Annotated in this window: 9 protein-coding genes; 2 read left to right on the top strand and 7 right to left on the bottom strand. The window is 67.6% G+C overall.

Features of this window, described 5'->3' with window-relative positions:
* Positions 1-701 (bottom strand): LytR/AlgR family response regulator transcription factor (locus ACAM49_RS24035; protein ID WP_369637816.1); only part of this gene is annotated, 701 nt, incomplete at its 3' end.
* 58 nt (positions 702-759) lie between these two features.
* The gene (locus tag ACAM49_RS24030) at positions 760-1944 is read right to left on the bottom strand and encodes a sensor histidine kinase (RefSeq protein ID WP_369637815.1); all 1185 of its coding nucleotides are present in this window, start codon (positions 1942-1944) and stop codon (positions 760-762) included.
* Positions 1945-2164: 220 nt separating this feature from the next.
* Between ACAM49_RS24030 and dnaE the strand changes: the two genes are divergently transcribed.
* On the top strand, positions 2165-5716 hold the full coding sequence (gene dnaE, locus ACAM49_RS24025; protein ID WP_369637814.1) for a DNA polymerase III subunit alpha: 3552 nt from the start codon (positions 2165-2167) through the stop codon (positions 5714-5716).
* 187 nt (positions 5717-5903) lie between these two features.
* Positions 5904-7076 carry a beta-mannosidase gene (locus ACAM49_RS24020; protein ID WP_369637813.1) on the top strand — a complete coding sequence of 391 codons (1173 nt, stop codon included), beginning with the start codon at positions 5904-5906 and terminating at the stop codon, positions 7074-7076.
* A 37-nt stretch (positions 7077-7113) separates the two neighbouring features.
* Here ACAM49_RS24020 and ACAM49_RS24015 read toward each other — a convergent pair whose 3' ends face one another.
* From ACAM49_RS24015 to ACAM49_RS23995, 5 genes are read right to left on the bottom strand one after another with little or no spacing between them, the layout of a single operon-like run.
* Positions 7114-8796, bottom strand: coding sequence for an ArnT family glycosyltransferase (locus ACAM49_RS24015; RefSeq protein ID WP_369637818.1), 1683 nt, complete (start codon positions 8794-8796; stop codon positions 7114-7116).
* Positions 8797-8798: 2 nt separating this feature from the next.
* Positions 8799-10271, bottom strand: coding sequence for a glycosyltransferase (locus ACAM49_RS24010; protein WP_369637812.1), 1473 nt, complete (start codon positions 10269-10271; stop codon positions 8799-8801).
* On the bottom strand, positions 10268-11779 hold the full coding sequence (locus ACAM49_RS24005; RefSeq protein ID WP_369637811.1) for a hypothetical protein: 1512 nt from the start codon (positions 11777-11779) through the stop codon (positions 10268-10270). The genes ACAM49_RS24010 and ACAM49_RS24005 overlap by 4 nt, the downstream gene beginning before the upstream one ends.
* Position 11780: 1 nt before the next feature.
* Positions 11781-13745, bottom strand: coding sequence for a hypothetical protein (locus tag ACAM49_RS24000; protein WP_369637810.1), 1965 nt, complete (start codon positions 13743-13745; stop codon positions 11781-11783).
* A 36-nt stretch (positions 13746-13781) separates the two neighbouring features.
* Positions 13782-14396: an MspA family porin gene (locus ACAM49_RS23995; protein WP_369637809.1), complete on the bottom strand. Its 615-nt coding sequence runs from the start codon at positions 14394-14396 to the stop codon at positions 13782-13784.
* Positions 14397-14414: the final 18 nt, after the last annotated feature.

Genomic DNA, 14414 nt, shown 5'->3' with positions numbered 1-14414 from the left:
GTGCGGAGGCAGACGACCGTGCTGGTGCCGACGGTTCGCAGGGCGTTGACTTCGCGGAGGGCGACTTGGTAGGAGCGGTGGACTCGGACGAAACCGGCTTCGCGCCAGCGGTTTTCCAGTTCGGAGAGGGGGATTCGGACCAGGTGGGAGGCGGATTCGGTGTGTAGGCGGGCGTAGTCGCCGTCGGCTTCTACCCAGTTCACGCTGTCGCGGGTGACGAGGGTGGTGACGCCGCCGAGTTCGACGGGGATGACGGCGTGGGGGTCGGTTGGTTCGGGCTGTGGGCGTTCGGTTGTGCGGGCGGATGGGGCGTGGCCGGTGGCGATGCGGCGGACCGATTCCGCTAGGCGGGCTTCGCGGATCGGTTTCAGGAGGTAGTCGACGGCGCCCAGGTCGAAGGCGGCTACCGCGCGGTCGTCGTGGGCGGTTACGAAGACCACGGCGGGGGGTGTTGCGAATTCAGAGAGGATTCCGGCCAATTCCATGCCGTCGAGGCCGGGCATGTTGATGTCGAGGAAGACCGCGTCGACGGGGTGGGCTCGGAGGACGCGCAGGGCTGAGGTGGCGTCGGTGGCCTGGTGGATTTCGCCGACTTCGGGGCGGGTGCGCAGCAGGTAGACCAGCTCGTCCAGAGCCGGCTTCTCGTCGTCGACGGCCAGTACGCGCAGTGCGCCCGGTCCATTCACGGTGGTCTGAGTCACAACGGGGTCATCGTACGGGGCGGTTTGTCCGATAGGAGAGGGGTGGGCGGACCGACCGTCAGGGATGGATGCCGGCGCGGAATTTGGGGATGCGCATGATGACCTTGGTGCCCGCCCGAGGCGCGGTTTCGACGATCAACCCGTAGTCGTCCCCGAAGGCGGCACGCAGGCGGTCGTCCACATTGGCCAGGCCGATATGGGCGGATTCGCCGGAAGGAGCGTCGACGGAACCCTTTTCGATCGCGTCGAGCGCACCGGAGCGGAGCAGATCGGGATCCATGCCGACACCGTCGTCCTCGATGGTGATGACGCAGTCGGTGCCCTCGTCGGCGGCGACGAGCGTCAAGGTGCCGCCGGACGGTTGCGGAGCCAGGCCGTGACGGACCGCGTTCTCCACCAGCGGTTGCAACGCCAGGAACGGCAGCACCACACCCAGCACCTCCGGAGCTACCTGGAGCCGGACCTGCAGCGCGTCGCCGAAGCGGGCGCGCTCCAGCACCAGATACCGATCGATGTTCTTCAATTCGTCGGCCAGCACTGTGAATTCGCCCGCGGTACGGAACGAATACCGAGTGAAGTCGGCGAAATCGAGGATGAGCTCCCGCGCCCGCGCCGGATCGGTCCGCACGAACGACGCGATGGTGTTCAAGGCGTTGTAGATGAAATGCGGGCTGATCTGCGCCCGCAACGCCCGCACTTCGGCACGATCGAGCCGGGCCCGCGAGGCGTCGAGTTCGGCCAATTCGATGTGCCCGCAGGCATATCGGGCCACCTCGGCCACCGCGCCCAGCATCCCCGGATCCGGCTGCCCGCTGACCACCGCCCCCAGCGCGCCCACCATCCCGCCGTATTCGGTGGACAGCGGCTGGGCGATCACGGTGTGGCCACCCGCGCCGGGACCTGCGACCAGCAGCGGCCGCGCGGTCGAAATGGCCCGCCGGGCCGCATCGGTGAAGATCCCCGCCAATTCCGGATGCGGCCCCTCCCACGCCAGCAGCGCGCCCTCGGCATCGGCGATGCCCAGCGCCTGCGCCCCGGTCAGCGCCCGCAGATGCGGTGCGGCCTCGGCGGCCGAGTCGGCGGTCAGCCCGCGCCGCAGCGGCCGCGCCGCCTCGGAGGCGGTGTGCAGCACCATGTGCACCGCGCGCTCGGCGGGCGTGGTCACCGTGCGCCGGGTGCGTGGCCAGGCCAGCAGCGCGCCCGCGATCAGCACACCGGAGACCAGGATGGCGGCGGCGGTCATGCCGTCCCGCCCGCGCAAACCCGTCGCAACCTGTCCACCGCTTGATTATCACCGAGCCGATGCCACAGTGATTTTCGCCATTGCCGACCGCGGGCCGAATCCGACACGCAGGGTTCGCCACGCCGTAAGCCCACGTCAGTTTCCTGGGACTTCGTGGGCGGAACCGGCGACACTCCGCTCAGGTGCGAAGGGTGTCGGAGAGTCCGCATAAACTGCCCGTGTGTCAGCCTCGTCGGGATCATTCGTCCATCTCCACAACCACACCGAGTACTCGATGCTCGACGGCGCGGCGAAGATCACGCCCTTGTTCAAAGAGGCGACACGACTGGGCATGACCGCCGTCGGCATGTCCGACCACGGCAATATGTACGGCGCCTCGGAGTTCTACAACTCCGCCAAGAAGCAGGGCATCAAGCCGATCATCGGCATCGAGGCCTACATCGCCCCGGAGTCCCGCTTCAACACCAAGCGCGTGCTGTGGGGCGACCCGTCGCAGAAGAGCGATGACGTGTCGGGTTCGGGTTCCTACACCCACATGACCATGGTCGCCGAGAACGCGACCGGTCTGCGCAACCTGTTCAAGCTGTCGAGCCTCGCCTCCATCGAGGGCCAGCTCGGCAAGTGGGCGCGCATGGACGCCGACATCATCGCCGAGCACGCCGAGGGCATCATCGCCACCACCGGCTGCCCCTCGGGCGAGGTGCAGACCCGCCTGCGCCTGGGCCACGAGCGCGAGGCGCTGGAGGCCGCCGCCAAGTGGCAGGAGATCTTCGGCCCCGAGAACTTCTTCCTCGAGCTGATGGACCACGGCCTGTCCATCGAGCGCCGGGTGCGCGAGGGCCTGCTGGAGGTCGGCAAGAAGCTGGGCATCCCGCCGCTGGCCACCAACGACTGCCACTACGTGCACGAGCACGACGCGGGCAATCACGAAGCGCTGCTGTGCATTCAGACCGGCAAGACGCTGTCCGACCCGACCCGCTTCAAGTTCGACGGCTCGGGCTACTACCTGAAGTCCGCCGAAGAGATGCGCGCCATCTGGGACGCGGAAGTCCCCGGCGCCTGCGACAACACGGTCCTCATCGGCGAACGCGTGCAGTCCTACGAGGACGTGTGGAAGCACCGCGACCGGATGCCGATCTTCCCGGTGCCCGAGGGCCACACCCAGGCCAGCTGGCTCGAGCACGAGGTCATGAAGGGCCTGGACCGCCGCTTCCCGAGCGGGCCGCCCGCGGAGTACGTCCAGCGCGCCAAGTACGAGCTCGGCGTCATCAACGAAATGGGCTTTCCGGCCTACTTCCTCGTCGTCGGTGACCTCATCACCTACGCCCGCAGCGTCGGCATCAATGTCGGCCCGGGCCGAGGCTCGGCGGCCGGTTCGCTGGTCGCCTACGCCATGGGCATCACGAATATCGACCCGATTCCGCACGGTCTGCTGTTCGAGCGCTTCCTCAACCCCGAGCGCGTGTCCATGCCCGATATCGATATCGACTTCGACGATCGCCGCCGCGGTGAAATGGTCCGCTACGCGACCGAGAAGTGGGGCAGCGACAAGGTCGCCCAGGTCATCACCTTCGGCACCATTAAAACCAAGGCGGCGCTGAAGGACTCGGCGCGAGTCCAGTTCGGCCAGCCCGGTTTCGCCATCGCCGACCAGATCTCGAAGGCGCTGCCGCCGCCGATCATGGCCAAGGACATTCCGCTCTCGGGCATCATGGATCCCGAGCACGAGCGGTACAAAGAGGCCGCCGAGGTCCGCGAGCTCATCAATACGAACCCGGACGTCAACAAGATCTACGAGACCGCGCGCGGTCTGGAGGGTCTGATCCGCAACGCCGGCGTGCACGCCTGCGCGGTCATCATGTCCAGCGAGCCGCTGACCGACGCCATCCCGGTGTGGAAGCGCGCGCAGGACGGCGCGATCATCACCGGCTGGGACTACCCGTCCTGCGAGGCCATCGGCCTGCTGAAGATGGACTTCCTGGGCCTGCGCAACCTGACGGTCATCGGTGACGCGCTGGTCAATATCAAGAACAACCGCGGCATCGAACTCGACCTCGACACGCTGCCCCTGGAAGATCCCGCCACCTACGAATTGCTCGCGCGCGGTGACACTCTCGGCGTCTTCCAGCTCGACGGTGGCGCCATGCGAGACCTGCTGCGCCGCATGATCCCCACCGGCTTCGAGGACATCGTCGCCGTGCTCGCGCTGTACCGCCCCGGCCCCATGGGCATGAACGCGCACAACGACTACGCCGACCGCAAGAACGGGCGGCAAGAGGTCAAGCCGATTCATCCCGAATTGGAAGAGCCGCTGAAAGACATCCTGCGTGATACCTACGGCCTGATCGTGTATCAGGAGCAGATCATGCAGATCGCGCAGAAAGTGGCCGGATACTCGCTCGGCCGAGCAGACATTCTGCGCCGCGCCATGGGTAAGAAGAAGGCCGAGGTCCTCGAGGCCGAATTCGAGGGCTTCGAAGCGGGCATGCTGGGCAATGGATTCAGCAAGCCCGCCATCAAGGCGCTGTGGGACACGATCCTCCCGTTCGCCGGTTACGCGTTCAACAAATCGCACGCCGCGGGCTACGGCCTGGTGTCGTTCTGGACCGCGTACCTGAAGGCCAACTACCCCGCCGAGTACATGGCCGGTCTGCTCACCTCCGTCGGCGACGACAAGGACAAGGCCGCCGTCTACCTGGCCGACTGCCGCCGCCTGGGCATCCAGGTGCTGCCGCCCGACGTCAACGAGTCCGAACTCGAATTCGCCTCCGTGGGCAAGGACATTCGCTTCGGCATGGGCGCGGTGCGCAATGTCGGCGCGAACGTGGTCGCCTCGATCATCCAGGCGCGCAAGGAGAAGTCGAAGTTCACCGACTTCTCCGACTACCTGAACAAGATCGACGCGGTGGCCTGCACCAAGAAGGTCACCGAATCCCTCATCAAGGCAGGCGCTTTCGACTCGCTCGGGCATCCGCGCAAGGGGCTGCTGCTGGTGCACTCCGATGCCATCGATGCGGTCATGTCGACCAAGAAGGCCGAGGCCATCGGGCAGTTCGATCTGTTCGGCGGGCTGGATGAGGGTGATGAGTCCATTGCCAGCGTCTTCAATGTGAAGGTGCCCGATGAGGAGTGGGAGACCAAGCACAAGCTGGCCCTGGAGCGGGAGATGTTGGGGCTCTACGTGTCCGGGCATCCGCTCAACGGTGTCGAGCATGTGCTGGCGGCGCAGTCCGACACTCAGATTCCGGCCATTCTGGAAGGCGAGGTCAAGGATGGGGCGCAGGTCACCATCGGCGGCATCTTCGCCAATGTCACGCGGCGTGTGAACAAGAATGGTCTGCCGTGGGCCTCGGCGCAGCTCGAGGATCTCACCGGTGGGATCGAGGTGCTGTTCTTTCCGCAGTCGTACTCGGTGTACGGGATGGATGTCACCGAGGATGCCATCGTGCTGGTGAAGGCTCGTGTCAGTGCGCGCGATGATCGTGTTTCGCTGATTGCCAATGACCTTGTGGTGCCGGATCTTTCGTCTATTGGTGTGGATAAGCCGGTGTCGGTGGTTATTCCGACGCGGTTGTGTACGCCGGACAAGATTGGGGAGCTCAAGCGGGTGTTGAATCGGCATCCGGGGACTGCGGATGTGCATATTCGGCATGTGGGGTCTCGGGATCGGACTACGACGCTGAAGGTTGCTGACAACCTGCGGGTGTCGCCGTCGAGTGCGTTGATGGGTGATCTGAAGGCGCTGCTTGGGCCGGGCTGCCTGGGGGGTTGATCCTCGGGGTTCGGCGGGCTCGGCCGCTCGTCGGACCGGCGTGCCTAGATAAAGAACAAAAGAACAAGATCAGGGAGCTCTCAGGCAGGGGAATCGGACAAAATTCCGGCGTGAGAGCTCCCTGATCTTGTTGGGGGTGGGCTGCGCCTCCGCGATTCGGGTTGGTTGCGGCGGTAGGGTGCGCGGCATGCTGCGTTTGCCGCGTGTTCGCCGGTTCGGGGTGCTTGTCGCGGCGGTGCTGGTCGCCGCGTCCGCGGCCTGTGGGCATAGCGGGCCGCATTCGGTTCCGGTGACTTCGGCGGGCGGTCCGGCTGCCGTTCCTGAGGGGGCGCCCGCGGCCGCGGCGATCGTGACGGCCACGCCGAGCGGGCTGCTGCTGCGCGGGAAGCCGTGGTGGCCTGCCGGGTTCAATGGGCCGCAGCTGGCGACGAACTACGCGGTGAACTTCGGCTGTGGGGCCGAGGTGGACCTCGACGCGTTCTTCGCCAAGGTGCCGGAGCATTCCCTGACCCGGTTCGCCATGTTCCAGGCCCTGGCTGTGAACAAGAACACCGGTGCGCTCGACTTCACCGCGGCGGACGCGGTTTTCGCGGCGGCGCAGAAGCACGGGCGTCTCGTGTTGCCGGTGCTGGCCGCGCAGAGCGGTGACTGCGGGGACGAGATCTTCAAGCAGCGGCAGTGGTATGTCGACGGGTGGAAGCAGGACAGTCTGGTTCCCGGCCGCGCGGTCATGAGCTTCCGGGACTGGGTGCGCACCGCGGTCAATCGGTGGCGGAGTTCGCCGGTGCTGGCGGGGTGGGAGCTGATCGGGGAGCCGGAGCCGTCGAATTGCGCGGGCAGTCAATGCGATCTGCGGTTGCGCACCTGCCCGAAGGATGCCGCCCAGGTGTTGCGCACCTTCATGGACGACGCCGGACAGCTGGTGCGGGAGCTGGACCCCGGGCGGCTGATCTTCGCCGGATACGTCGGAGGCAGCCAATGCGGTACCGCCAGGGACGCGTTCGGCTTCGTCAGCAGCTCCCCGAACATCGATGTGGTCGAGTACCACGACTACAGCGAGGACGCCGATCCGCTGCCCGGAGGTCCCAACAACGGCCTGGCCCGGCGGCTGCAGCAGGCGCGGGAGATCGGAAAACCGTTGCTGGTCGGGGAGATCGGCGAATACGCGGGATCCTGCGAAAGCCTCGACGACCGCCGCGATCTCATGGACCGGCGGATCACCGGCCAGCGCGCCGCGGGCACCGCGGGCGCGCTGATCTGGGCCTACGTCCCGGATCCGCGCCCCGATCAGTGCACCTACGACGTGGGCCCCGACGATCCGCTCTGGCAGGTCGTGGCACACCAGACCACACTCGGCTGAACCGGTTCGATTCTCGTGCTGGAGGCTTCAGTGACGGTCAACTGCCGATGACCCGGTACAGCCGCCAATTCGGCTGGCCCGCGCCGTCATTGGGAATCTCCAGCTCCAAGGTGGCGATCTGCGCGCCGTTCTCGTACATGGTCGGGTAGCGGCGGTTCACCGCGTCGGAGGTGCCGCGTCCGGTATTCGGCACCGACAGAATGTATTTGACGCCGCGTTCCAGGGGGCGGTTCAGTGTGCGCACGAAATCGCGGTCGGAGGGGATGACGAAGCGATCCGGGTGTTTCGAGGCGATCTGCACCGCGAAGCCGTAGACGGTGTCCATGACGATGGAACCGCGCGGCAGGTCCATGGCGTCGAGATGGTCGGCCAGGCGGCGTTCGGCGGCGAAGGTGTAGGCGATGTGCTCGGCATCGAGGTATTTGTCGCTCGTGTCCTGCGGATCCGGGAACAGGACGGCGCGTAATGCGTACTCCTGGACCGCCATCATCTGACTGTTCATGCCGCGCGCCGTGACGGGCACCGAGACGACGAGCATCAGGCCCGCCAGGGCGGCCGCTACGGCGGTCAACGGACCCACGGCTGTGCGCCTCGGGCGAATGGCCGGTTCGGGAGTACCGCGCTCGTCCTGGCTCGCGAACGCCCCCAGCCTGCGACTGGGCACGACTCCCCGTGCAGGTGGAATCAGCAGCGCGAGGATCGCGGTCAGCGGAATCGCCGCCACATAGAACCGCAGGAACGCGAAGGTGGAACCGGTTGCGTAACTGAGCATCTGGAAGCCGAGCACCGACCCGCACAGCAGCATCGGCACCAGCGGCGTCAGCTCGCGCCGCCGGATGGCCAGCGCCCCGGCGACCGGCAGCAGCATCGGCAGCGCGGGCGCGAGGATGAGCATCGCCCCGATCGAGTATTGCGCGGCCGCGAGCGGATGCCCCGGCGCCGTCGCCCCCTCCTGCGCCAGGATCGCCGAATTGCCGTACTGCGAGGTGAACTGCTGGAACGCCTGCCCGGTGATCAGCCAGCTGGTGGCCGCCCACACCACGAACGCCAGCGCGACCGGCGCCGCGATCAGCACCAGATCCATTGCCGCACCGCTGAATCGGTGCGGGGCGGTGCGACGCCGGTAGTAGCTGAGCGCGAACACGAACACCCCCGCGGTCGCGGCGGGAGCCAGCGCGTCGTATCGGGTCAGATACCCGAGCCCCAGCGCGATCCCGCACGCCACCAGATCGTGCACCCCGTCCGTGGTCACCCAGCGCATCAGCCGCCGCACCGCCCAGCACAGGCAGAACAGGAACAGCGCCTCGCTCATTCCGTTGCCGCCGTAGAACACCACCATCGGATTCAGCGCGAACACGGCGGTCACCAGCGCGCACAACCACACCGGCACACCGCGATCGCGGCCGATGCCCCACACCATGACCACCGCACCGGCCATGAACAGCGCGGTCATCACCACACCCGACAGCCCCCACCGGGTGATCGCCGGAATCCAGCGCGCGAGCGCCACGAACGGCAATTGCGCCAGCGCGGTGAGCGGCGTGAACACGAAGCCGATGGCCGACAGGTGCGGATCCCGGCTGAACAGCGCCGATTCCGTGGCCGAGACGCGGCTGAGCGCATCGCCCATCAGGTAGCCGCGACCGGCGGTCAGGAACATACCGGTGACCACGTACAGCAGCGTCGAAGCGGCGAAGATCGCGCGCGGCGCCCGGTCCATGCTCACTCGGCAGCCTCCGTGGACGTGCCCAGCCCGTGAAACGTCTTCTCCCAGTACGACGGATTCCGGATCAGCTGCCAGCAGCCCTTGGTCGCGGCAATGGCCATCAACAGCCAGTACGCGGGCGAGAGCAGGCACGCCACCAGCAGGTCGGGGCGGCCGTTCTCGCGGCACGCGATCAGATTCATGTACACCGTCATCGCATTGCCGAGCACCAGCGCGAGCAGCGCCGGGAAGTACACCGCCGCCGGGAACACCTCCTCGATGATCCGCGGCTGACCGAAGATCCAGGCCAGCGTGACGAACCAGAACAGCAGATTCAGGCAGGCGATGATCGGCGTGCCCGCCAGGAACAGCGTGAACCGCAGGAACGCGACCGGCCCGATCTTGCGCCACAACTCGACCGGTCGCCGGGCGTGCACCAGCCAGCTCTGCAAATAGCCCTTGTACCAACGGGACCGCTGCCGGATCCAGTTGATCGGATCCGGATTGGCCTCCTCCAGCGTGGTCGAATCGATGACGGCGGTGGAATAGCCGCGCGCCGCGATGCGCACACCCAGATCGGCGTCCTCGGTGACGTTGTAGGGATCCCACGCGCCGATCGCGGTGAGGACATTGCGCCGGAAGTGATTCGAGGTGCCGCCCAAGGGAATCGGCGCGCTGCTGCGCATCAGCCCCGGCAGCAGGAATCCGAACCAGAGCCCGTAATCCATGGTGAACCAGGCGGTGAGCAGATTCTGCCGGGCATTGTGGAACGCCAGCTTCGCCTGAACGCACACCACCGAGCGCGGCAGCTCCTCGAAAGCGGCGACCACACGGCGCAATTGAAGCGGATCCGGGATGTCCTCGGCGTCGTAGATGGTGACGATATCGCCGGTCGCGGCGTGCAATCCGTAATTGCACGCCTTCGGCTTGGTGCGCGGGTCGGCGGCGGGCACCAGCACGATGGTGATGTGTTCGCTTCCGGCCGAACCGATTCCGGCGGCGTGCGCGGCCTCGATGGTCGGGGTGTCGTCCTCCTCGAGCAGCAGCAGCGCCTGCAACCGGTCGTGCGGGTAGTCCAGGCCGTTGAGCGCCGCGATGAGATCGCCGACCACCTCGGGCTCCCCGTAGGCCGGGACCAGGATGGTGTAGGGCGGCAGCCGGTCCGCGGGCAATGCCCGCGCGCGCTCGTCGTCGACATGCAGGATGGCGTCGCGCGGCATACCCCGCGCGAAGATCAGTACGCGGTCGACCATGACGGCGGTGTAGCCGAGCGTGCACGCCGCGACCAGGACGACCAGGGTCCAGCGCGGCGCGAGCACCGCGCACACCACCGCGATCGCGAGCGCCGCGAGCAGCGTATTGCGTTGCCACGGCAGGAAAGCCACCGACGCCGAGGACATCGGGTCGGTCTCGCGCAGCCCGTGCACGGCCGCGTGCAGGGCCCGCGCGCGCTCCGATTCGGTGGCGAGGCCGGGCAGCTCCGGGGTCATCCGCCGGCTCCGATCCGGACGATCTCGCGGGCCACCGTGGTGAGCATTTCGCGGTCCTTGTACTCCGACTCGGCGTCCTGTTTCTCGGTCTCCGGATCGATGGACACAGCATTGCCGCGCAGGATCTGATGCAGCATGTTCTCGGTATTGCGCGCCAACGACGGCTCGGGCCGGGGGAATTCGGCGTCGGGCAGGTGATTGTCGGCGGAGATGAGGCTGATGCGTTCCGCGCCGCCTCGGCCGCGCCAGCGCCAGCTCATCCAGGTCCAGCTCAGCAATCGGCGGTCGTCGACCACGGTATTGAGGCGGCCGGTGATGCCGTGGCCCAGGTCGATTCGGACCGGCGCGCTGATGCGCGGCTGGTTGAGCGAGTACAGCACGAACTGCGGAAGCCGCTCGATGTCATTGAGATTGGCGGAGCGCTCGGTATCGACCACGATCCGGCGGCGGCGGGACTCCTTGTCCCAGTCGGGATTACCGCGCTGCGCTACCATGAATCGGCGCGTCCACGACGTGCCTGGACCGAAGTAGCGTGGCGCCCAGGGGTATTCGCGCTCGCTGAACACCTGCCAGCCCGGTGGTACGGCGGGGGCGTCGGCGATCTCCAGCGCGGCGAGCTTCGGATAATCCACGCCGTATTCGTGCGGCACCGGAATGGGTGCGATCAGGGCCGCCGCCACCACCGCCGTAGCCAGCGCGCCGCGTGAAGACGCGGCGGTGAGCGGGCGCACCGGACGATCGAGCGGCTTCACCGTCGACCAGTTCCGGTGGTTCAGATACATGATCGTGGTCGACAGGTACACCGCCAGAATTGTCGGCACCGCCTGATACACCAGCAGCGGCGCGTCCGGGAACCACCGCCACAGCACCACCAGCGCGATCGCACCCAGGGCGAGGGTGAGCACGACGGCTACCACGGCCCGCCGCCAGGTGCGGCCGGATCCGATCGCGGCGGCCGCGGCTCCGAGCAGCAGCGTCACGGTGCCGTCGGCAACACTGCTGCCGCCCAGCAGCACCACCAGCTGGCGGTAGGGCGGGGGAAACGCGGCGAGCAGCAACAGCCAGGCGGGCCAGAACCGGAACACCGGCCGCAGCCCGAACGCCAAAATGCTCACGCTCATCAGGAACAGCGGGGCCGCGATCAGATCCAGATGCAGGACTTCGTACTGGTAGGGGTAGCGCAACACCAGCAGCCCGAGCAACGCCGCCGACAGGGCCAGTCCGATCAGGCCCACGATGACGTCGGTCTGGCGGTCGTAGATGGGCAGTTCGTCCCGGTGCCGCAAGGCGATTCCGATTGCCGCGAAGATCGCGACCACTGCCAGCACGAACACATAGCCGATATCGGAATCGTGGCGTAGGTCGCCGATCAGCTCGAGCCAGGTGTAACCGAACGCGATCAGCGTGCACAGCAGCACGATGACGAACCGCACCATCGTGCGCCAGTGCAGCCCGTCCCACAGGTGACGGGTCCGGGCATGCGCCTCCAGGGTCGCGGACACGCTCATGTCAGCGAGAACGTTTGCGCGGCAGCAGGATGACCAGCGCCGCGAGAAGGCCCACCGCCAATACGACCCCGCCCGCGAGGGCGAGCCGGGCGGCCACCGGAATGGGGGAGTCGCTCTTGCCCGCCGCGGCGATCTGCTCGGTTATCCCGGCCGCCGGATCGAAGAACTCCGGTTCCCGGTCACCCGCCTGCAACAGCACCGGGCCGGACAGTCGGAAGGACCGATCCGGGTCCGCCAGCAGCCAATTCAGCAGCCGGTCCAGGTGTTCGGGCGCCTGGGTCGAGGTGCCGACCACCACCAGGCGCTTACCGGTCCAGGTGGCCTGCAACGATCCGAACGAGAGTGGCGGCCGCAGCTCGATCTTCGTCTCCAGATCGGCGTCGTCGCCGTAGACGATGAGGGTGTCGCCGCTGCGGTCCAACGGCAGCACGATCGAACCCGGGACACCGCCGTCGGCCGCCACCAGCACGGCCGGTTGGTCACTGCCCGCCGCGGTGTCGAAGGACACCAGTTCGGGCCGCAGCGGCACCGCGGTCAGCCGCTGGATGGCCACCAGCATCTGGGTGGCGCGCACGGTGTCGGCGAAACCGGGCGTCTGCAGGCCCACCTGCACCTGCGGCAGCAGCGCCTGCGGCACCGCCCCGAGCCCGCCCGGCACCGGCGGCCGCGCCGCATTGCTCTGCACCTCGCCGTCGGGGTTGATGGTCAGCGTGACCGGCTGCTCCAACCCGCACCCGTGGGTCAGACCGGCCTGCTGCAGGGTCACCGACACCGTGGTGAACCGCGACAGCAGCTCGTTGGGAATGCTGACCCACTGGTCGAAGCGCCCCGACGGGTCGACCGGCCACGCCGCGATCTGCCGGTCGCCGACGGTCACGGCGAGCTGACCGTTGAGGGTGTCGGGCAGGGGAGTGTGGTTGCCGTGCAGGTTGACCCGCACGTTGTGGGACGGGCGGCCCAGCCGGGTCATATCCAGGGTGAAGTTCACCCGGACGTATCCCACGGCGGTGGCGCTGAGCTGGTTCTGGCCCAGGGCGGCCAGCGAGATCGAGTCCGGCGCGAGCTGCGGGGCGACCGGAACACCCAGCGCCACCGCCGATCCGGCCATGGCCGCGCGGGCCAGGTCGCTGGTGAGCAGGCGGATCTGGGTGGGCATCGACTTCTCGTCACCGGAGACGGTCAGTGCGGGCGCGGGTCCGCCGCTGATCCGCAACCCGGTATCGGAGCCCGCACGGATCACCACCTGCCGCTCCAGGAAGGCCGGGGGATGGTCGGGAACCGTTGCGCCCGAATCGATCCGGCGCACCTCCACCGCGACCGGCTGATTGGTGTAGCGGGCGGCGGCGGCCGTGCTCAGCGCGAGGACCGCCGCGCTCTCGGTCTGCGACGGATTCGCCGGGAGGTACATGGTGAGCTTCTGCAGCACCGGCGGCAGGAACTCGGCCACCGTGGTCGGCTGCTGTTCCTCACCGAAATAGGTGACGGCCGCGTCGCTGAGCGTCAACGGCTGCCCCAGCCAGTCGTCGGGGCAGATCCCGGGTTCGGGCGAAAGCGACGAGGTCAGCGTCACCGCCACCGCATTGCCCCGAACCTCCGCGCCCGCCAACGAGATCCGGATGGGCGTGCGCGGATCCCGCGGCAGCTCCACCCGATCCAGCAGCCGCTGCGCCGAGCGCGCCTCCAGGGTGCCCCGCGCCAGCTGCGGCGGCAGCTGCACCGTGCCGGTGAGCGCGGCCGGGGCCAGCCCCGGCAGGATCGGCAGCGTCAGCGACACCTCGTGCGAGCGGCCCGGGAACAGCAAGTTCTTTCCGAACCCCAAGCCCGCCAAGGTAATCGAGTGATCACCCGGATCGGCCGCCGCGGGCGCAGGCGGCGTCGCCGCGACCGGCAGCGCGGTCAATCCCGCCGTCAGCAGGGCCACGACGACGGCCGACATCCGGATGGAGCGGGGCACGCGCAAGGGCATGGGGTCTCCCGATCACTCGGGCGGCCGAGGCCGCCGCTACAGCCAGGTGGGGTCGCCGAAAACCGCTCCGCTGTCGTCGGTTTCGGCGGATTTGGCGTAGATGTAGGTGTACTGCCGGATGGAAACCGGGCCCGCGCACTGGTTCACGGCGATATGGAAGTCGCGCATGATGACCTGGACGGTCTTGCCCGGAATGAGGTCCTTGGTCGCGATCTCGAGATCCTTGACCTCGCCCGGGGCCAGGTTGACGCTCATCGGCACCTGGATATTGGGTCCGATGAGCGCCAGCGAGGGCGACTGGCCGACGGTTGCGCTCGGCACGTAGACCTGGGGGATGGCCCCGAGGCTGGTGTTGGGAATGGTCACCGAGCAGCCGACGTGATAGCCGGTCTTGAGCTGGCCGCCCGCGATGCCGTCGACGCGGGCGTAGGCCATATTGCTGACCAGGGCTTCGCGGCTGGTGCCCACCTGGTTCAGCGGGGCGATGCGGTTGATGAACTCGTCGCGATTGCCGACGGTGAAGCTGCCGAAGGTGGACTGATAGGTCCGTTCGTGGGGAGCCAGCGTGACGATATCGGCGTGCGCGGGCCGCGCGTAGCCGACTGCCGCCCCGATGGACAGCAGGAGAACGCCCCAGGTGGACAGCCTCATGCGACCAAAGTTAACGGA

The sequence above is a fragment of the Nocardia sp. JMUB6875 genome (genome assembly GCF_041154655.1).
Classification (GTDB): domain Bacteria; phylum Actinomycetota; class Actinomycetes; order Mycobacteriales; family Mycobacteriaceae; genus Nocardia.
Note: the sequence above shows the minus strand (reverse complement) of the source record. Positions and strands in the feature narration are given on the sequence as shown.

Excerpts from the sequence above, each read along its gene's own strand:
- ACAM49_RS24030 (WP_369637815.1), bottom strand. The coding sequence starts at position 1,944 with ATGACCGCCGCCGCCATCCTGGTCTCCGGTGTGCTGATCGCGGGCGCG.
- ACAM49_RS24020 (WP_369637813.1), top strand. The coding sequence starts at position 5,904 with ATGCTGCGTTTGCCGCGTGTTCGCCGGTTCGGGGTGCTTGTCGCGGCG.
- ACAM49_RS24015 (WP_369637818.1), bottom strand. The coding sequence starts at position 8,796 with ATGGACCGGGCGCCGCGCGCGATCTTCGCCGCTTCGACGCTGCTGTAC.
- ACAM49_RS24010 (WP_369637812.1), bottom strand. The coding sequence starts at position 10,271 with ATGACCCCGGAGCTGCCCGGCCTCGCCACCGAATCGGAGCGCGCGCGG.
- ACAM49_RS24005 (WP_369637811.1), bottom strand. The coding sequence starts at position 11,779 with ATGAGCGTGTCCGCGACCCTGGAGGCGCATGCCCGGACCCGTCACCTG.
- ACAM49_RS24000 (WP_369637810.1), bottom strand. The coding sequence starts at position 13,745 with ATGCCCTTGCGCGTGCCCCGCTCCATCCGGATGTCGGCCGTCGTCGTG.
- ACAM49_RS23995 (WP_369637809.1), bottom strand. The coding sequence starts at position 14,396 with ATGAGGCTGTCCACCTGGGGCGTTCTCCTGCTGTCCATCGGGGCGGCA.